The sequence below is a fragment of the Affinirhizobium lemnae genome (genome assembly GCF_022968395.1).
Lineage (GTDB): Bacteria > Pseudomonadota > Alphaproteobacteria > Rhizobiales > Rhizobiaceae > Neorhizobium > Neorhizobium lemnae.
Window position 1 is genome coordinate 1 of sequence record NZ_JALJQZ010000003.1, and the last position, 18871, is coordinate 18871.

Here is an 18871-nt window from a genome sequence, read left to right on the forward strand (position 1 = left end):
TCGCCAACTTCATGGGATTCGTCAAACTCGCAGCCATCGCCATCTGGCTCAAATAGCTAAATCGTCACTACCGCCTAGTGGCTGAAACAATCCATGCACATTCATTTGTATCTGAAAATTTAATCGATTTGCCATGGCATTTGCCTTGCCGATTACCTAACTGAGTGCCACAACACCCTTCCAATCTTTATGGAGGTCCGTCCGTGGAACAGGCAGAAATCGGCCTTATTGGTCTTGGCGTCATGGGTTCAAACCTGGCTTTGAACATCGCGGAAAAAGGCAACAAGATTGCCGTTTTCAACCGTAGCCCGGAGGCCACGAAAAAGTTCTTTGCCGAAGCCGGAGCCCTGCAGGGGCAGATCATTGCTTGCGAGACGTTGGAAGAGTTCGTTGCTGCCATCCGCCCGCCGCGCCCGATCATCATCATGATCAAGGCTGGTGAGCCGGTCGATCAGCAGATGGAGCTTCTGAAGCCCTATCTTGATGCTGGCGACATCATGATCGACGCAGGGAATGCCAATTTCCGAGACACCATCCGTCGTTTTGACTCTCTCAAGGATAGCCCGCTGACCTTCATCGGCATGGGTGTTTCCGGCGGCGAAGAGGGCGCGCGCCATGGTCCTTCCATCATGGTGGGTGGCACTGAGGACAGCTGGAAGCGTGTCGAGAAGGTGCTGACATCCATCTCGGCCAAGTTCAACGGCGACCCTTGCGTGGCCTGGCTCGGCAATGACGGGGCAGGGCATTTCGTCAAGACGATCCATAACGGTATCGAATACGCCGACATGCAGATGATCGCCGAAATCTACGGCATTCTACGCGACGGGATGAAGCTCTCGGCCAGTGAGATCGGTCAGGTCTTCGGACGCTGGAATGAAGGGCGCCTCAATTCCTATCTCATTGAGATCACTGAGAAGGTTCTGGCCGCAACCGACCCGGTGACGGGTAAGCCCATGGTCGATATGATCCTTGATGCTGCCGGCCAGAAGGGTACGGGCAAGTGGTCCGTCATCGAGGCACAGAATCTGGGCGTTGCCGCAACCGGCATTGAGGCTGCGGTCGCGGGCCGTATTCTTTCCAGCCAGAAGGTGGAGCGCGAGGCAGCCGAGAAAATCCTGGGTCTGCCGCAGACGGTTGCCATGCCGAGCACGGATGGCCTTTCGTTCTTGGATGATCTCGAAAATGCGCTGCTGGCCGCCAAGATCGGTGCTTATGCGCAGGGCTTTGCCGTCATGGCGGCGGCATCGAAGGAGTATGGTTGGAACCTGCCGATGCCGACGATTGCCCGCATCTGGCGCGCTGGCTGCATCATTCGCTCGCAGTTCCTGGATGAAATCACGTCCGCCTTCACGAAGGATCCGGACACGGCAAACCTCATCGTGACGCCTGCCTTCTCGAAGCTGGTGCAGGAAACCGATGGCGCGCTTCGCCGTGTGGTATCCACGGCGGTCATGTCTGGTCTGCCGGTGCCGGCGCTGTCTTCGGCTCTCGCCTATTTCGACAGCTACCGTCGCGGCCGAGGCACGGCTAACCTCATTCAGGCGCAGCGTGACTTCTTCGGCGCCCACGGCTTCGACCGCGTCGACGGCGTAGACAAGCATCATGGCCCATGGGGCAGCGGTCTCAACGCGTAACACAAGAATGGCAGGGTGCGGAGAGGATGCGCCCTGCCTTTTTCCTTGTCTCGCGTTAACGCCAACCGCCTTTTACGGGCATTTCCAATTGCAATTCGGAGGAGAAATCATGGCCTGGCAACCGGCTGAAGATCGTTATTCCCGTATGAAATACAATCGCTGTGGCCGCTCCGGCCTCAAGCTTCCGGCGCTTTCGCTGGGGCTCTGGCACAATTTCGGCGATGACACACCGCACCAGCGCAAGCGTGATATCTGCCGCAAGGCGTTCGATCTTGGCATCACGCATTTCGATCTCGCCAACAATTACGGCCCGCTGCCGGGTAGCGCTGAAACAGCGTTCGGAGAGATCCTGAGAACGGATTTCGCAGGCTATCGTGACGAACTCATCATCTCGTCCAAGGCAGGCTACAACATGTGGCCGGGTCCATACGGCGAGTGGGGAAGCCGGAAATACCTCATCGCCTCCTGCGATCAGTCGCTGAAGCGCATGGGTCTCGATTACGTCGATATCTTCTATTCCCACCGGTTTGACCCGGATACGCCGTTGGAAGAAACATGCGGTGCGCTGGATCATATCGTGCGGTCGGGCAGGGCGCTCTATGTCGGCATCTCCTCGTACAATTCGAAGCGGACGCAGGAGGCTGCGGCAATCCTGAAGGATCTGGGCACGCCTTGTCTCATTCACCAGCCCAGCTATTCCATCATCAATCGCTGGGTGGAAGAAGATGGCCTTCTGGATACGCTGGACGATCTCGGGATTGGCTCCATCGTGTTCTCGCCACTTGCGCAGGGCATGCTGACGTCCAAGTATCTCGGCGGTATTCCAGATGACAGCCGTGCCGCGCAGGGCAAATCCTTGCGGCCTGCTTTCCTCAATGACCGCAACATCGAGAACCTGCGCGGGCTGAATGCCATTGCTGAAAAGCGTGGGCAGACACTTGCGCAGATGGCAATTGCATGGGTGCTGCGTGGTGGCCGTGTGACCTCTGCTCTTATCGGCGCCAGCCGTCCCGAGCAGGTGGAAGATTGCGTGAAGGCGCTCGAGAAGCCGGATTTCTCCGAGGCGGAACTTTCCGAAATCGAGGTCTTCGCGAAGGATGCCGACATCAACCTCTGGGCTGCATCGGCAGAGCGCGAAGGGCCTTCGCGCTGATTTCCGACTATCGGATCATGCAGAGAGCCCGGAAATTTGCCGGGCTCTCTCGCTTTCAGGCAGCCTTGGGAGACCAACTCGCAAATGGATCTGGCAGGTCGCGCCAGCGGTCTGGCTGGAAGCTCTTGTCCTTCAGCAGGCAGGCGTCCAGTTCCGCCCGGATCCAGGCTTCGTCCATGGGGTCGGCACCGATGAACACCAGTTCCTGGCGACGATCACCCCAGACCGGATCGAGATAGCGGGCAAGGCCATCGCGGAAACCATTGTCCTGCGGCCATTGCTCACGAGGCACAGCATCCCACCAGAGGCCCAGCTTCTGTGTCCTGATGATCGCTCCCGCCTGTGAAAGCTCGCCAACATGGTAGGGTCTTGTCGCCAGCCAGAAAAAGCCTTTCGCCCTGATGACACCCGGCCAGGACTTGCTGATGAAGCGGTGCAGTTTTTCTGGATCAAAGGGGCGGCGTTGACGGTAGACGAATGAGCGGATGCCGTATTCTTCGGTCTCCGGCACATGGTCCTTGAACCCGTGCAATTCCTTGAACCAGAGCGGATGTGTTTCCGCCTTCCCGAATTCAAACAGTCCGGTGCCCAGAATCTGCTTTGGCTCCACCATACCGAAATCGGTCTCGATGATTTTTGCGACAGGGTTCAGCCCGCTGATGATTTTGCGGGCGGCATCGACCTCGTCCGGCGTGGCGGCAGACACCTTGTTGAGGATGACGACGTCGGCGAACTCGATCTGCTCTACTAAAAGGTCTACCAGCGTGCGGTTGTCCCCATCGCCCGCGGTTTCTCCCCGGTCTGCGAGAAAATCGGAGGAGCCGTAATCTTTCAGCAGATTTGCCGCGTCGACCACCGTCACCATCGTGTCCAGCCGTGCGACGTCTGAAAGACTGTTGCCGTCTTCATCGCGAAATTCAAATGTAGCGGCGACCGGAAGTGGTTCTGCAATGCCGGTCGATTCGATCAAGAGGTAGTCAAAACGCTTTTGCTCGGCCAGTTGACGCACCTCGGTCAGAAGGTCGTCGCGCAGCGTGCAACAGATGCAGCCATTGGTCATTTCCACGAGTTGCTCTTCCGTACGCGAAAGGTTGGCCTCTCCTTCGCGTACGAGACTGGCGTCGATATTCACCTCGCTCATGTCGTTCACGATCAGCGCCACGCGAAGACCATCGCGATTAGCAAGGATATGATTCAGCAGGGTTGTTTTACCTGCGCCCAAAAAGCCGGAAAGGACTGTAACAGGGAGTCTGTTGTCCATTATCGAATTCCCATTTGTTATAACATTACATTTTGAGTTCCAAAAAAGGGCGCCTCAGTTAGCGCCATCTCTATCGTCAGGCGTCTTTGTCCAAGCAATCGACGAGGGATTTGGACATGTTGCGCATGAGGTTGAAGTAGAGCTCTGGCCCTTCCTTAAGTGTTGCGCCTTCCGGATCCAGAGTGCCACTCTTGGCCTTTGTCCCTGCAGTGACGACATCAATCAGTTTGGGCTGAAACTGCGGCTCGGCGAAGACGCAGACGGCATTCAGCGACGCCAGCTTCTTGTGGATCTCGCTCAGCCGTTCAGCGCCCGGTACGGTTTCCGGGCTGACAGTGATCGAGCCCACGACATTGATGTCATAGTGATGTTCGAAATACTGATAGGCGTCGTGGAAGACCACAAGCGGCTTGGCCCTTACTGGTGCCAGCGCACTGCGGATTTCCTGATCCAGGGCGTCGATCTTTTTCTCGAGTTCCGCAGCATTGCGATTGTAGATTGCAACGTGCTCGGGATCGGCCTTGATCAAGCGCGCCTGAATCTCCTTCACCATCGCCTTGGCGTTCGAGGGATCGAGCCAGAGATGCATGTCGAAACCTTCATGATCGTGATCGTCATGCCCGGCCTGTTTCTCATGATCGTGTTTAGCATGGTCGTGCTTGGCGTGATCATGACCGGCATGATCATCGTGATCCTCGTCCGAGTGATCGTGGCTCTCAAATGTACCGCCCTCGCGCAGCTTCAGCTTTTCGACGCCTGGGGCTTCAGACAGCGCGACGACCGTTGCCTTTTTGCCCAGAGCATCCAGCGGCTTCTCCAGGAAGGTTTCGAGGTTTTCTCCCACCCAAAAAATCACATCAGCCTTTTCAAGCGAGCGGGCGTTCGAAGGCTTCATCGTAAAGGTATGCGGCGAAGCAGCACCTTCCACAATCAGCTTAGGCACGGCAACGCCTTCCATTACCGCCGCGACGAGAGAATGGATTGGCTTGACGGAAACCACGACCTCCGGTGCTGCCATAGCGCTACTTGCGGCGAAAACCGAAGTGGTTGCAAAGAGGGCGGCGAGGGAAGTCTTCATGTCTGGCTCCTTGAATGCGTCACGTAATGTTATTACATGAATTGTGTTACCCTATAACGTGTGCAATAGCAGAGGGCAACACCAGAATAGGATTTTTCATGCTGGCTGAGCCGGGCACCTCCGATCGAATTCTCGTGACCATGTCGAATGCGGGCATCCGCCGACAAGGGCGGTGGCTCGTGCGCGGCATCGATCTAACGCTTCGTAAAGGCGAAATCGTCACATTGATCGGTCCAAACGGAGCGGGCAAATCCACGACCGCAAAGCTTGCCATTGGCGTTCTGAAGGCGGACGAGGGGCAGGTACAGCGGTCTTCGGGCCTCAAGGTGGGCTACGTTCCCCAAAAGCTCGCCATAGATCGGACGATGCCTTTAACCGTCGAACGGCTGATGAGGCTTACGGGGCCACTGAGCAAGGACAGGCTGGATGCGGCGCTGTATGCGGTTTCGATCCCGCATCTTGTGAAGGCGGAAGTACAGCACCTGTCCGGCGGTGAATTTCAACGTGCGCTTCTTGCCCGTGCGATTGCCCGAGATCCTGACTTGCTGGTTTTGGATGAGCCCGTCCAGGGCGTGGATTTTGCCGGGGAGACGGCGCTTTACCAGTTGATTGGCGAGATCAGGGACAAGACCGGTTGTGGCATCCTCATGATCTCGCACGATCTGCATGTGGTGATGGCAGCCACCGATACGGTTGTATGCCTGAATGGCCATGTCTGTTGCCGTGGAACGCCTGCTGCCGTCAGCCAGAGCGAGGACTATCGTCGATTGTTTGGCGCGTCCCGCCCCGGAATTGCCTTCTACAATCACCAACATGACCATACACACCTGCCCGATGGGCGCGTCCAGCATCGGGATGGTACCATCACCGACCACTGCCACCCCGAGGATGGACATCATCACGACGGCCATGATCATGATCATCATCACGGTCATGAACATAGCCATAGCCATAGCCACGACCACAAGCACGTTCATGCGCCCGATCTGACGGGGGATCGCCATGCTTGACGATTTCTTCATTCGCGCTTTGCTTGCGGGGGTGGGCCTCGCGCTGACGACTGGACCTTTAGGCTGTCTCGTCGTCTGGCGGCGTATGGCTTACTTCGGCGATACGATGGCACATTCGGCGCTGCTGGGCGTGGCGCTCTCCCTGTTGCTGGAAGCCAATCTGCTGATCAGCGTATTCGCTGTTGCTGTTGCCGTCTCTCTTCTGCTGCTTTTGTTGCAGAGGGTGCATGCGCTTTCAGCGGATTCGCTGCTTGGCATCCTGTCTCACTCGACGCTCGCCATTGGCCTTGTGATGGTGGCGTTCATGACCTGGGTCCGGATTGATCTGATCGGTTATCTGTTCGGCGATATTCTCGCGGTGACCTGGATGGATATCGCCTTGATCTGGGGCGGTGGCACTCTGGTGCTGGTCAGCCTGGTTTTTCTCTGGCGGCCTCTGGTCGCTTCTACAGTCAGCCATGAACTGGCCGAGGCCGAGGGGCTGCACCCGGAGCGGGCCCGGCTTTGCTTCATGCTGCTGATGGCGCTGGTCATTGCAATCGCAATGAAAATCGTTGGCATCATGTTGATCACCGCGCTGCTCATCATACCCGCCGCAACGGCGCGCCAGTTCGCCGGCAGCCCCGAACGCATGGCGGTTCTCGCCTCCATCTTTGGTGCGGTATCGGTCGTGCTCGGCCTGTTCGGTTCGCTTTATCAGGATACGCCTTCGGGGCCATCTATCGTTGTTGCGGCCCTGCTTCTTTTCATCATCAGCCTGCTGCCGCGACCCGGTCGTCAGGAAGCGCAGACTGATCTCATTTCAGGAGGACGCCGATGAGTACGGTCAATCTCACCAAGAACCAGACTTTGGTGCTCGATGTGCTGACCCGATCCGAGGGGCCTCTCAGCGCTTATACCATTCTCGATAAACTACGAGATCATGGATTTCGGGCGCCATTGCAGGTCTACAGGGCGCTGGAAAAGTTGCTGGAATTTGGCCTGGTACATCGACTGGAAAGCTTGAATTCTTTCGTAGCCTGCGCCCATCGAGAACATGCATGCTGCTCCCACGGGACTGTGGCTTTCGCGATTTGCGAGAGCTGCGGTCAGGTCAGCGAATTCCACGATCACGTCATCGACGACCAATTGAACAGCTGGACGCGCGGCAAGGGCTTTAAACCGTCGAAAACGACTATCGAAATAAGAGGTCTTTGCGCCGCATGCAACATCTGATCAAGCAGCTAGCGCAGCGGCGATCGTGCGGTTGCGGCCGCGCTCTTTTGCCTCGTAGAGCGCTGTATCGGCTGCTTGCATGATAGAACTCGCTGAGGGTCCAGCCATGATAGCCAGCCCTATGCTGACTGTCACCGGTGGCAGACTTTGGGGCCATTGCGCCTGCATTGCCGCGTGAATTCGGGTTGCAACGCGATCCGCACCCTCTGGACTGGTATCCCGCAGAATGATCGCAAATTCCTCGCCGCCGATGCGGGCGATGATATCCTGTTCCCGGCGGGTTTGCTCTGAAATCCGTGCTGCCACTTCTTTCAGGCACGCATCGCCAGCCGGATGGCCGTGCGTGTCGTTGTAGCGTTTGAAATGATCCACATCGATCAGAAGCAATCCGAGCACGCCATGCTGTTCACGCGCATTCTGGCAGGCGAGTTCGAACTCGAGGTCGAAGCGGCGGCGATTTGAAACACCCGTGAGAGCGTCCGTGTAGGAGATTTCGCTCAGTTCCTGGTTTGCCTGTTCCATGTCCTGCGTACGGATCTGTTCGCGCAGGATGAGCAGATAGAGATGCCGCATGGTGGCATCGTGCCGGAAGTTGGCGAGCAGGGTGATGATGGTGGCCGCGATTAGGAACGTTATGGCGAGGATTGTCTGGTCATCGAACTTGACCAGTCTTTGCCATGTCATCAGGACGGTGGTCAGACACACGCCGACCGACAACGTCGTCGCGACCCTCGGCCTGAGGTGAAATACGATATTGATGACGATGAGATAGAGTCCGATGCTGAATGCAAGGTGAGCAGCTGTCGCACCGCGCATCTCGACAAGCAGATTGAGCATGATTGCTCCCCAGACTAAACTCGCTGCTATTAGCCAGTCGCGGGAAATATAGTTTTCTAAGCGATTGCTCGACCAGATCACGAAGAGAATAGGCAGGGTCGTGCCAAAGAAACGAATTCCAAAGAACTGCCAGATCAGATCCGGCGCAAATTTGTAATCAAGGATCAGGCCAAAGTTGAAAAGCGCCAAACAAATGGCTGCTGCGGGCAACGACCTCCTGGATTTCATTTCGACGGAATAGGCACCGTAGGAATTTGATAGCGCCTTGGGAAAACGCATTTTGCGCGGGGCTTGGACTAAAGCCTCATCCACCAACGATCTGAGTGGACGTTTGTCGTCCGATTGGAAGCGTGTATCGATCATCGATTCCCACCTGTCCGCGTCAAGCGGCGGTCCTATGCTCGCGGTGAAGCTAAGCGGGAAAAGTAAATTTTGTTCTTATAATTTTAATCAGGCTATAGCCTAGATCTCCTTAAGTTCAGATGCAAAGCGCTTCCAGTTCTCTGCATAGTTGAGTGCCGAAGCTTTGAGCTTCGCTGCTGATGCCTCATCTAGTGTACGGATAGCCTTGGCTGGCGAGCCGACGATCAGCGAATTATCGGGAAACTCCTTGCCCTCCGTCACAAGTGCATTGGCACCGACTAGGCAGTTGTTGCCGATCTTTGCACCGTTTAGGATTGTGGCGCCCATGCCGATCAGCGAATTATTGCCGATAATGCAGCCGTGAATGATGGCGGAATGGCCGATCGTGCAGTCTTCACCGATTGTTGTCGGCGAACCCCAGTCTGTGTGGATCACGGTATTTTCCTGAATGTTGGTGCGAGCACCGATCGTGATCCATTCATTGTCGCCGCGCAGGACCGCACCGAACCAGATGCCGACATCTTCTGCGAGATCGACCTTGCCCATCACATGCGCGCCGGGCGCGATCCAGTAACGATCGGATGCAGGCAGCTTCGGTTCGAATTCGCCCAGCGCATAAATCGGCATGAAAGATGTCCTCCCAGACTTTGATCAGATGACGGTCACAGAAAACTCTGCGACACCTTCCGCGGCACAGGTGATGTGATCGCCTCTGACGATCGGGCCAACACCTGCAGGGGTTCCTGTCATGATGATATCGCCAGCCGCCAGCGTAAAGAGCTTCGATAGTTCAACGATGATTTCCGGCAGCTTCCAGATCATCTGCGCCATGTCGCCGGTTTGCTTGCGCTCTCCATTCACATCGAGCCAGATCGCGCCTGTATGCGGGTGACCAGTCACTTCGACGGGAACGAGTGCGGAAACCGGAGCCGATGCTTCGAACGCCTTCGCCGCTTCCCAGGGCCGACCCGCCTTCTTGATCGCGGCCTGCAAATCGCGACGGGTAAAGTCGATTCCCACGCCGTAGCCCCAGACACAGTCCAGTGCGTCCGACAGCGCGATATTATCTCCGCCCGCCTTCAGCGCCATGACGAGTTCCACTTCGAAGTGAACATCTTCCGACAGCGGCGGGTAGGGAAAACGTCCGTCCGTCACGAGGTTTTGCGGGTTCTTCTGGAAGAAGAAGGGTGGCTCACGGGATGGATCGTGGCCCATCTCGATGGCATGGTCGGCATAGTTGCGGCCAACGCAATAAACGCGGCGGACGGGGACGGTGGCAGAAGAGCCCTTGACCGGTAACAGTGTCAGCGGCGGTGCCGGAATGACGGTTGTGGTCGCGTCGGTCATGGTCTCTCTCCTCAATGCCTTTTACAGTGCTGTTTTGCTTAGGACATTTTTCAGAGATCTGAAATTGATTCTGCATGCGAGGATGCAGAATCCTGCATCGGCGAACTCCGGGATGCGGTCGCGAACGCGTTTGCGCTTTCGCGACCGATCAGTCGAAAGGAGAGGGTTTGTCGTCAGGTTGTCCAGTCCAGAACGATCTTGCCGCTATTGCCGCCCTGCATGATATCGAAGCCGGTCTTGAACTCGCTCGCGGACATCCGGTGCGTGATGACCTTGCGAACATCCAGCCCGCTTTCCAGCATGGCGAGCATCTTGTGCCAGGTTTCGAACATTTCGCGGCCGTAGATGCCCTTGATGGTCAGCATCTTGAAGACAACATTGGTCCAATCGACGGGCGCAGGGCGTGCCGGAATGCCCAGCATGGCAATCTTGCCGCCCATGACGAGATGATCGACCATCTGCGCGAAAGCGGGCGGAGCGCCGCTCATTTCCAGCCCGATGTCGAAGCCCTCCTTCATGCCCAGGCGGGCCTTCACGTCGTGCAGATCTTCCTTGCTGACATCGACCGGAACCACATCTGCCACTTCACCCGCGAGCGCCAGACGTGTGGGATTGATGTCGGTGATGACCACGTGCCGAGCGCCGACATGGCGGGCAATGGCCGCCGCCATTATGCCGATCGGCCCGGCGCCGGTGATCAGCACATCTTCGCCAACGAGATCGAAGGAGAGGGCGGTGTGGACTGCATTGCCGAGCGGATCGAGAATCGCGCCCAGTTCATCATCGACGCTCTCGGGCAGCGGCACGACGTTGAAGGCGGGCAGTGCCAGATATTCGGCAAAAGCGCCGGGGATGTTGACGCCGATGCCCTTGGTTTCCGGGTCGAGGTGATAACGCCCACCGCGCGCGGCGCGGCTTTTCATGCCGATGACATGGCCTTCGCCCGATACGCGCTGCCCGATCTGCAGATTGCGGACATTCGAGCCGACCTGAACGATTTCGCCTGCATACTCATGGCCGACGACCATGGGTACCGGAACTGTTCTCTGCGCCCATTCGTCCCAGGCATAGATGTGGATATCGGTGCCGCAGATGCCGGTCTTGCGGATCTTGACCAGAACGTCGTCTGGTCCGATTTCCGGCACTGGCCGCTCTTCCAGCCAGAGACCCGGCTGAGCGTGCGCTTTGACAAGAGCTTTCACGGATTTTTCTCCCAGAAACAAATCAGATGATGCCGAGCGATTTACCGGCATCGGTAAAGGCGGCGATGGCGAAATCGATGTCCTGTGTCGTCAGCGCGGCAGACATCTGCGTGCGAATGCGGGCTTTGCCCTTTGGCACGACCGGGAAGAAGAAGCCCGCGACGAACACCCCACGCTCATCCAGCGCGCGCGCCATGTCCTGCGCCAGCCGTGCTTCGTGCAGCATGACGGGAATGATGGGGGTTTCGCCCTGCAACAGTTCAAACCCGGCTGCCTGCATGCCTTCGCGAAAACGCTTCGTATGGGCTGCCAGCGTTGTGCGCCGATCATCAGCCTGTTCTGCTATCTCGATCGCCTTGATGGAACCTGCGGCAACGGCAGGCGCAAGGCTGTTGGAGAAGAGATAGGGGCGGGCACGCTGGCGTAAGAGATCGATGATCGGCTGCGATGCGGCCACATAGCCGCCCATGGCGCCGCCGAGACTCTTGCCCAGTGTGCCGGTGAGAATATCCACCTTCTGGCCAACGCCGGTAAGGGTGGGCGTTCCACGTCCTGCTTCACCCAGATGGCCGGTGGCATGGCAATCATCCACCATCACCAGAGCGTTGTAGCGTTCTGCCAGTTCGCAGATGGCGGGCAGGTTGGCGATATAGCCATCCATGGAAAACACGCCGTCGGTGACAATCAGCTTAAAGCGTGAGCCTGCCTGATCCGCCTCTTTCAAGCGATCCTCCAGCTCGTTCATGTCGCCATTGGTAAAGCGAAAGCGCTTGGCCTTGCACAGACGCACGCCATCAATGATCGAGGCGTGGTTGAGGCTATCGGAGATGATTGCGTCCTCAGCTTCGAGTAGCGGCTCGAAGACACCGCCATTGGCATCGAAACAGGCGGCAAACAGGATCGCGTCATCCTTGCCCAGATAGCGGGCGATGGTTTGCTCGAGTTCACGGTGGAGCGTCTGCGTGCCGCAGATGAACCGGACGGACGCCATGCCAAAGCCGAATGCATCCAGCCCCTGCTTTGCTGCAGCAATGATATCCGGGTGGTCGGCCAGCCCGAGATAATTGTTGGCGCAGAGATTGACCACGCGACGGTCGCCACCAGCGGCCGCAATCGTGATCGAGCCGCTCTGCGGACTGGTGATGTTGCGTTCGCGCTTGTAGAGGCCATCTGCCTCAATCTGCGTCAGAACCTGCCTGATGTGATCTTCCAGTTTGAGCGACATGGATCCTCCATTCCGTTATGTTGGAAAAATTCACTATATTGGATCGATCGTCAAGAGGCCTCCACGTAGATCGAGGCTTTTGATCGTGAACAAATTCCGATATAAAGGAATTCTGGTTCAAGATATGCGAGGATGCCCTTGTCGAAACGAACGCCCAAGATTGGCCCTGCCGTACAGAAGGAACGCAAGCGAAAGGGGCTGACGCTTGAACAGCTTGCGCTGCGCTCGGGCGTTTCCAAATCCATGCTCAGCCAGATAGAGCGGGGCGAGGCAAATCCCACCTTCGCCGTCGTCTGGAGCCTGACGCAGGCGCTGGAGATCGATGTTGCCGAACTGATCGGCGGGACGTCCTCCCAGAGACAGACTGTGCAGATCGAGATTACCACCGGAACCCTCACGCCGCGTATTCAAAGTGCTGACGGGCTTTGTCAGCTCAAGATACTCGGTCCGCCGAGACTGGCGGGCCAGACCGAATGGTATGAGGTGGAAATTCAGCCGGGCGGCAGGCTGGAAAGCGATCCGCATACGCTTGGCACTTTCGAGCACTTCACGTCTCTGGATGGCGAATTCCAGGTGCAAAGCGGCGCGGTGAGTGTCGTCATCAAGGAAGGTGAAACCGCGCATTATCCCGCTGACGTGGCGCATGCCATTGCCAATGCAGGCACCGAAACCGTGCGCGGACTGCTGGTGGTTCTCTACAAATAGGCAGGTCATGCTGCGGGTTCTTTCCTTTGTCATCCTGTGATAGAGGATAGCGCGCCCAAGAGAGCTGGAACCAAATTTTTCCCATGTTGAAAGACAAGTATCTGAACCGCGACAGGCTGTTCGCTGTTGCCCCGATGATCGACTGGACCGATCGACATTGCCGCTATCTGCACCGGCAATTGTCGAGCCATGCGGTGCTGTTTACCGAGATGGTGGTGGCGGATGCGATCATCCACGGTCCGCGCGAGAGGCTGCTGTCGCACCATGCTGCGGAACATCCGGTGACGCTGCAACTGGGCGGATCGGATCCGAACAAGCTGGCGAAGGCGGTGGAGATCGCGGCGGACTTCGCTTACGACGAGATCAACCTCAATGTCGGCTGTCCATCTGACCGGGTGCAGAGCGGCACTTTTGGCGCCTGCCTGATGAAGACGCCGGACCTCGTGGCCGATTGCGTGGCGGCGATGAAGGCGGTGACGCGCCTGCCGGTGACGGTGAAGTGCCGGATCGGGGTTGACGATCAGGAGCCGGAAACGGTGCTGCCGGATTTCCTCGCCAAGGTTATTGCGGCGGGAAGCGATGCCGTCTGGATTCACGCCCGCAAGGCCTGGCTGCAAGGGCTGAGCCCGAAGGAGAACCGGGAAATTCCGCCGCTGGATTACGATCTGGTTTATGCCATGAAGCGCGAACATCCCAATGTTTTCATCGGGATAAACGGCGGAATTCAGGATTTGAATCAGGCGGGCGAGCACCTGAAGCATGTCGATGGCGTGATGCTTGGCCGCGCAGCCTATCAGAATGCCGGGCTGCTGACGGGTGTCGATGCGGCAGTCTATGGAGAGCCGGAGCGGGAGTTCGACTGGCTGGCGCTTCGCGATGCGATGATGGCCTATGCGAGCGAGGTGATCGCCTCCGGCGGGCGTCTGCACCATGTTACCCGGCATATGGTGGGCCTGTTCCAGGGCTTTGCCGGTGCGCGACGGTTCCGCCAGATCCTGTCTTCCGAGGCGACGAAGCCGGGTGCTGACCCGGAGCTTATCGCCACCGCGTTTGCAGCGGTTGATCTCACTGCCGGTCCGAAGGGATCGATGGCGGATGGAGAGCGACTGGCCGGTTGATCGGCTCAGACATCCTCGTGCAACTGTCCGGCAATGCGGCGCTGAACCTGATCGGCGCTGCCGCGCACATAGAGCGAAAGCGGCTTGCCGCCCTGACCCGCCATGGCAAGGGCGATGATCGAAACATCGGCTTCATAAACGGTCACGTAGAGCACCTGCGCCGGATTGATGAAAACGGGCTGGTTGTGCGTGTTGATGAAGCCGATCATTCTCAGTCCTTCTGCGTATCTGCTGTCTTAGGAAGATGTATCGCAAAAACCGGTTGATGGCCGTTTAACAATCAGCAATTCGTGATCAACGCCCGAGCGAAATGAACCAGCGTCGAAGCTGCTTCCAGTGCCGACGAGGAATGAGGGCACGAATAGTGCTCTCCGCCAACGCCATTTGAACGGGATCAAGCCTGGCCGGATATTCCGGTTGTTTCTGTTTCAGGAGGAAGGCGTTGTGCAGTGCCAGAACGCCTTCGCCAAATGCAACAGCCGGGTCGCCCATGCTGCGCGGCATGCTGGACCAGCAAACCGGTAGGAGGGCATTTTCCGGACCGCAACACGCCAGCTTGCGGCGGCATTCACGGTTGCGGCAATTCAGAAGGGGCATGGCAAGTGCCTCGCTGATCTTGCGTATGGTGTGCTCTTTCCGATCCGTGTCGGAATTATTGACTGTAGCGTCCATCGTTGCTTCCTGTTTTGAAGACGCGCATGCTCGTTCACGCGGCAGAACCTGCCCGTGGCTTGAAGGTCAGTTCGGGCCGTATCGTGTCGGGATACGGGGTATGCGGTCGGGGCACTGAAAGCTGCCTCGATATGGTAGTAGAAGGTGACACCTCTCAGCGCCCCGTTCAGCGGTTTATGCCCGCGACTTCGGTCTCTCTGCCTGAAATGGCTGCCGGAAAGGTTTGTTGAAACCTATCGGCTCCCGGTGATCCGGCGGACTTGACCCGACAGACCTTCCCGACACCATTCCCCATGTGTGCCACACAGGCACGCCTGACGCGCCAGTTCGGAGATGAAACAACAGGCTGGAATCCGTCGCCTGCCATTTCCCCCGTGTCGCCAGAGGGAGACCATTTTCCGCGAACCCGGAGGTGAAGGTTTTGCGTCTTGCCCTTCACACCCGCGCCGGCCCCGCATCGCCAGCACGCCTGCTGGTGTAACCGTTGCGGAACGGGAGCAGTGAAACATGAGTGGAATAGGGTGGCGGAGTGAGGGGCGAAAAAATATTGGCGAAGGGCGACGATTTTTTCGAACGTCGGTGGGTCGGATCGGACCTGAGTACTAAAGCGCGGCGCGTTCGATTGAACGCGCGAACGACGCTGTAAGACTTTGAAATAATGCATGTCGCACAGTCTTTATCCGGGGCTTGACCCCCCTCTGTCCTGCCGGACATCTCCCCCTCAAGGGGGGAGATCGGCAGAACGGCTGATGCTCGTACACCATCTCCCGTCGATGGGGTTTGCTACGCACGATAGGGCAAGATCTGGAGCGAAGGGCTAACCACGAATCGATCTCCCCCCTTGAGGGGGAGATGTCCGGCAGGACAGAGGGGGGTATGCGGCGTCCGCACCATATCGGCATCGCCCGAACTTGCTTCGAAAGGTCAAGCGCCTGCTTGCATGCGCATGCACGGAATAAATCCCCCACATCTTGCAATTGCAGACGCAACCTCGGCGGCATAGGCTGACCGCGGAACCGGAAGTAACGGGCCGGTTCCGGGGCGTAGAAACCCCACACACGTTCGGCTGGCATCCGCTAAACGAGATGCCCTCTCAGTCACTGGTTGGTGGCTGAGTGATTGAGCTTGCCCTATAAAGCTCTCCACCTTCTATGGCTGGGGAGGCCCTGACGTATGTCCAAGGCGTTCGCGCCTAAAGGTCGGGGCGGTCGTACGTGTGCGATTTTCTAACTCCCCGGCCGCCAGAGGCCACGGCACCACCAGCCCCCAATCGGAAACGATTGCGGGACCGGTGCGGCCGGTTTGGTGTTTTCCGCTGTCTCATCTTCGATGGGGCAACCGGTGACACTCCTGTGCAAGCTGGTTTTTGGCGCGCCTTCCCCCGTTTGAAACGATGCGTGTGATGCGATGCGGCGTGCGGGTGGACGGGCGTGTTCCTGCTCACCTTGCTGCCCGCGCTCGGCGCATCAAGGACGTAGACCGGGAGGCACCTGAGCCATGGACAACTACAATCTCGCTGCCGACCTGCTCGCCACCTTCCGGGCCTCGCCGGATGTCATCAAGGCGCTATGGCTGCTCGTGCCGCCGGGCTTCGTGCTGGGCCTGCTGCATCTGCTGCTGCGATGGCGCGAGGGACGCGCAAGGCCTTGGCGCGTGGCTGGACGTGGCCCCGATGGCGCGAGAATGGTTTGGGCCGCCAACCTGCCGCGCGGTGGGGTGATCGAGGATGGGCGGGTGCAGCCGGTGGATGTGGTGGCGCTGGGGGTGAGGGAGGAGTGAGGGGGGCAATGTCAATCCGAAATTACCCAATTCGATAACAAGGGCTGATCCTAAAAGAAATTTGCTCTATGCGTACAACTATTGATGAGTAAGAATTGGCCGTTCCTCCAATGCAATGTTCGAATTTTAGGCATTGAAGTTTGCTGTCTGTGAAGTGAGGTACTTATTGGCTGAGGTCAAAATTCATCATCCCAAGGATCGTCTGTATCTTTGATTGTCACGCCAAAATTCGCTTGTTGGTGCAAGTGAATATTTATACGTGCCGCCACATTTGAGGGGGCGCTATCAATCGGAAACGCTAGTCCGTGCGCTGTCTGTTGTATGCGCATTTCCCCCCAGACTGAAATTTCTCGGGGCCAATAGGCGCTGGCCATGAGATTGGCAGCCGCATCTGCATAGTCCCAGTTATTTTCCTGATTTTTCTTCCAGCGTCTCGCTATCACCCATTTATCACCGAGTGCATAATCAATCCGTGGCTTGGCTGGAGAAGCTGTCTCATCGCTTCGCGGCTTCGCGCTGCCCCAATCACCATAGATTAGCCGCTCATTGTTAAAGCGCTGAGAAACGGCTTTGAACAGTTCTCTCGATCCTATGGGAACTTCTTCTACACCGCTGATATGATCAAATAGCTTCGGAAAGCTGGTTGTCGATAATACTATCGGTGCCTTTTCAACGGCTGAAAAAATAAACTTGCAACAGTCTGTGAACCATAATTCGTCAAAAAGCGGATTATTAGACCATCCTCCGCAAATGTGAACACCGAACTGATCGGCATCCAGCCCCTCTAATACCGCTCCTAACTCTTCCGTCACATTAGAACGGTATCTGTCAACGCTTACCACTACTCCCTTGTCCAGCTTTAATGCGGCATCGATTTGATGACGAAGGCTTTCATAGTTTGCGCCAACAAGAAAAGCACACGGAATAGCTTGTTCTACTGATTTTGCGAAATCCAAGTAATCACGATAATGGTTTTCTCCGCCAGAAATTCGCGCAAAATCACGCTGCGCATCACTCTTTGTCTTCTCTTTCGGGTAGTAACGATCGATCCCGAGAATAAATGTTCGAGATCCGTACGATTTTTCAATTCGATTTATGCTAGCTAATAGGTTTGAGCTCCCTACCCAAGGGGAAAGCATAATGTAGGGAAAAATTACATCCTTATCTTTTTCCGGTAATTCTTCTAATGCGCGCATCTCTGACGGCCTAACGCAAAGAGATGGCATATATGTGCATTCGAAGATAGATTTGAGCATCTATATCCCTAGTCTTATCTGCGCAGCCTGAGCGGAGACGCCAAAATGTTTACTTGCATATTGGATAAGTTCGTCTTCCGAGACCCAGATCATCTTCAGAAGCTTTTCAACTTCGTTGCGTGGCATCAAAAGATCGGCCGCAAATCTGTTTGCTTCATATTCAACAGAGTTTGAAAGCTTTGATCGGTAAAGAGCGTCATCTGAAAGCCCATCACCTATCAAATCACGATGGAGCAAAAAATGCCCGAGTTCATGAGCCAGCGTAAACCGTTGGCGCTCAACTGTTTCGTGACGATTAATCCGGATCGCATACTGGTCTTCGCCAATCTTCTTAATCTCACCCGAAATCCCAGCCGGAAGCGTGGCTCGGAACACCTGGACGCCCAGTTTTGCTGCGAGGCTACCGAGCTTAACCGGAAGTTCGCCAATCGCCTCATCGATAAGTTCGGCGGTCTTAGCATCGATTTTGTGGTGGATTGTCATAGATCTTCCTCTTTGGGGTCAAGAATCCCGGATGATTCATCTATTCCAATACCTCGAAAGACTGATTCTCGATATAACCGTTCAGCCAAATTGTAAAGATCGCCTCCTGGTTGAGTTTGCTGTTTATATGTTCTGTTCAAAGTGTCAACCGCCAACTCATGCAATGAACCACCTGGCTGGAGCGCTGTACGCGTTTCCTGTTTGGCAATTTCATGCATGTGACCTTTAAGGAGGCCGTCCTGAACCGACTTCTCGATCTCAGCTTTTGAAGTGCTTTCGACACCGTCCTTTATGATGTTGAAGCCAAAGAAAGCGAGGACAGCTACGAATACTCCAAAGAATGTGAATATTACTGATATAGCAGAGAGCAACAAGCTTGAGAATGCATTGACGTCTAGCTGCTTCAAGTTCCCATTTGTTGTAAGAAAAAGGCAAGCAATCACTGCGCCAATCACAACCCCTGAGAGGGCTATGCCAATAGATATTATTAGCCAATAAGGACGAGCCATTTACATGCCACAATAAACTGAAAG

At 56.5% G+C, this 18871-nt stretch carries 20 protein-coding genes; 8 read left to right on the plus strand and 12 right to left on the minus strand.

Annotated features, from left to right (window positions below; all coding sequences use genetic code 11):
* The first annotated feature begins 203 nt into the window (after positions 1-203).
* Positions 204-1634 carry an NADP-dependent phosphogluconate dehydrogenase gene (gene gndA, locus MUU53_RS02535; protein WP_247259457.1) on the plus strand — a complete coding sequence of 477 codons (1431 nt, stop codon included), beginning with the start codon at positions 204-206 and terminating at the stop codon, positions 1632-1634.
* Between the two features lie 109 nt (positions 1635-1743).
* Entirely contained in the window at positions 1744-2787 is a 1044-nt protein-coding gene (gene mgrA, locus MUU53_RS02540) for an L-glyceraldehyde 3-phosphate reductase (protein WP_247259458.1), read from the plus strand.
* A gap of 55 nt (positions 2788-2842) precedes the next feature.
* Here mgrA and zigA read toward each other — a convergent pair whose 3' ends face one another.
* Complete coding sequence (gene zigA / locus MUU53_RS02545) at positions 2843-4048, minus strand: zinc metallochaperone GTPase ZigA (protein ID WP_247259459.1); 1206 nt, start codon at positions 4046-4048, stop codon at positions 2843-2845.
* Between the two features lie 76 nt (positions 4049-4124).
* Complete coding sequence (znuA, locus tag MUU53_RS02550; RefSeq protein WP_247259460.1) at positions 4125-5126, minus strand: zinc ABC transporter substrate-binding protein ZnuA; 1002 nt, start codon at positions 5124-5126, stop codon at positions 4125-4127.
* Positions 5127-5224: 98 nt separating this feature from the next.
* Between znuA and MUU53_RS02555 the strand changes: the two genes are divergently transcribed.
* From MUU53_RS02555 to MUU53_RS02565, 3 genes are read left to right on the plus strand one after another with little or no spacing between them, the layout of a single operon-like run.
* Complete coding sequence (locus MUU53_RS02555; RefSeq protein WP_247259461.1) at positions 5225-6136, plus strand: ATP-binding cassette domain-containing protein; 912 nt, start codon at positions 5225-5227, stop codon at positions 6134-6136.
* Positions 6129-6956, plus strand: a complete 828-nt coding sequence (locus MUU53_RS02560; RefSeq protein ID WP_247259462.1) for a metal ABC transporter permease — start codon at positions 6129-6131, stop codon at positions 6954-6956. The genes MUU53_RS02555 and MUU53_RS02560 overlap by 8 nt, the downstream gene beginning before the upstream one ends.
* The gene (locus MUU53_RS02565) at positions 6953-7351 is read left to right on the plus strand and encodes a Fur family transcriptional regulator (protein WP_247259463.1); all 399 of its coding nucleotides are present in this window, start codon (positions 6953-6955) and stop codon (positions 7349-7351) included. Before MUU53_RS02560 ends, MUU53_RS02565 begins: the two co-directional genes overlap by 4 nt.
* Here the strand turns inward: MUU53_RS02565 and MUU53_RS02570 are convergent, their stop codons facing one another.
* From MUU53_RS02570 to MUU53_RS02590, 5 genes are all read right to left on the minus strand, one after another.
* The gene (locus MUU53_RS02570) at positions 7352-8377 is read right to left on the minus strand and encodes a GGDEF domain-containing protein (RefSeq protein ID WP_247259464.1); all 1026 of its coding nucleotides are present in this window, start codon (positions 8375-8377) and stop codon (positions 7352-7354) included.
* A 273-nt stretch (positions 8378-8650) separates the two neighbouring features.
* On the minus strand, positions 8651-9178 hold the full coding sequence (locus MUU53_RS02575; protein WP_247259465.1) for a gamma carbonic anhydrase family protein: 528 nt from the start codon (positions 9176-9178) through the stop codon (positions 8651-8653).
* Positions 9179-9202: 24 nt separating this feature from the next.
* Complete coding sequence (locus MUU53_RS02580) at positions 9203-9898, minus strand: fumarylacetoacetate hydrolase family protein (protein ID WP_247259466.1); 696 nt, start codon at positions 9896-9898, stop codon at positions 9203-9205.
* A gap of 173 nt (positions 9899-10071) precedes the next feature.
* A complete protein-coding gene (gene tdh, locus MUU53_RS02585; RefSeq protein WP_247259467.1) occupies positions 10072-11151 on the minus strand; it encodes an L-threonine 3-dehydrogenase in 1080 nt (359 codons plus the stop codon).
* Positions 11123-12325: a glycine C-acetyltransferase gene (locus MUU53_RS02590; protein WP_247259468.1), complete on the minus strand. Its 1203-nt coding sequence runs from the start codon at positions 12323-12325 to the stop codon at positions 11123-11125. The genes tdh and MUU53_RS02590 overlap by 29 nt, the downstream gene beginning before the upstream one ends.
* 132 nt (positions 12326-12457) lie before the next feature.
* Here MUU53_RS02590 and MUU53_RS02595 point away from each other — a divergent pair, with 132 nt between their 5' ends.
* Positions 12458-13030 (plus strand): helix-turn-helix domain-containing protein, encoded by a 573-nt coding sequence (locus MUU53_RS02595; protein ID WP_247259469.1) that lies wholly within the window; start codon positions 12458-12460, stop codon positions 13028-13030.
* 83 nt (positions 13031-13113) lie between these two features.
* Positions 13114-14148, plus strand: coding sequence for a tRNA dihydrouridine(20/20a) synthase DusA (gene dusA / locus MUU53_RS02600; protein WP_247259470.1), 1035 nt, complete (start codon positions 13114-13116; stop codon positions 14146-14148).
* 5 nt (positions 14149-14153) lie between these two features.
* Here the strand turns inward: dusA and MUU53_RS02605 are convergent, their stop codons facing one another.
* Both MUU53_RS02605 and MUU53_RS02610 read right to left on the minus strand, forming a co-directional pair.
* A complete protein-coding gene (locus MUU53_RS02605; protein WP_062554237.1) occupies positions 14154-14357 on the minus strand; it encodes a hypothetical protein in 204 nt (67 codons plus the stop codon).
* An 85-nt stretch (positions 14358-14442) separates the two neighbouring features.
* The gene (locus MUU53_RS02610) at positions 14443-14820 is read right to left on the minus strand and encodes a hypothetical protein (protein ID WP_247259471.1); all 378 of its coding nucleotides are present in this window, start codon (positions 14818-14820) and stop codon (positions 14443-14445) included.
* A gap of 1497 nt (positions 14821-16317) precedes the next feature.
* On the opposite strand from MUU53_RS02610, the gene MUU53_RS02615 reads away from it, so the two are divergent.
* Positions 16318-16599, plus strand: coding sequence for a hypothetical protein (locus MUU53_RS02615; RefSeq protein ID WP_247259472.1), 282 nt, complete (start codon positions 16318-16320; stop codon positions 16597-16599).
* Positions 16600-16775: 176 nt separating this feature from the next.
* On the opposite strand, the gene MUU53_RS02620 is transcribed toward MUU53_RS02615, so the two are convergent.
* The 3 genes from MUU53_RS02620 to MUU53_RS02630 are packed head-to-tail and all read right to left on the minus strand — an operon-like array spanning position 16776 to position 18847.
* Positions 16776-17855: a beta family protein gene (locus MUU53_RS02620; protein WP_343229095.1), complete on the minus strand. Its 1080-nt coding sequence runs from the start codon at positions 17853-17855 to the stop codon at positions 16776-16778.
* Positions 17856-18338 carry an ImmA/IrrE family metallo-endopeptidase gene (locus MUU53_RS02625; RefSeq protein WP_247259474.1) on the minus strand — a complete coding sequence of 161 codons (483 nt, stop codon included), beginning with the start codon at positions 18336-18338 and terminating at the stop codon, positions 17856-17858.
* On the minus strand, positions 18335-18847 hold the full coding sequence (locus MUU53_RS02630; RefSeq protein ID WP_247259475.1) for a hypothetical protein: 513 nt from the start codon (positions 18845-18847) through the stop codon (positions 18335-18337). Before MUU53_RS02630 ends, MUU53_RS02625 begins: the two co-directional genes overlap by 4 nt.
* Positions 18848-18871: the final 24 nt, after the last annotated feature.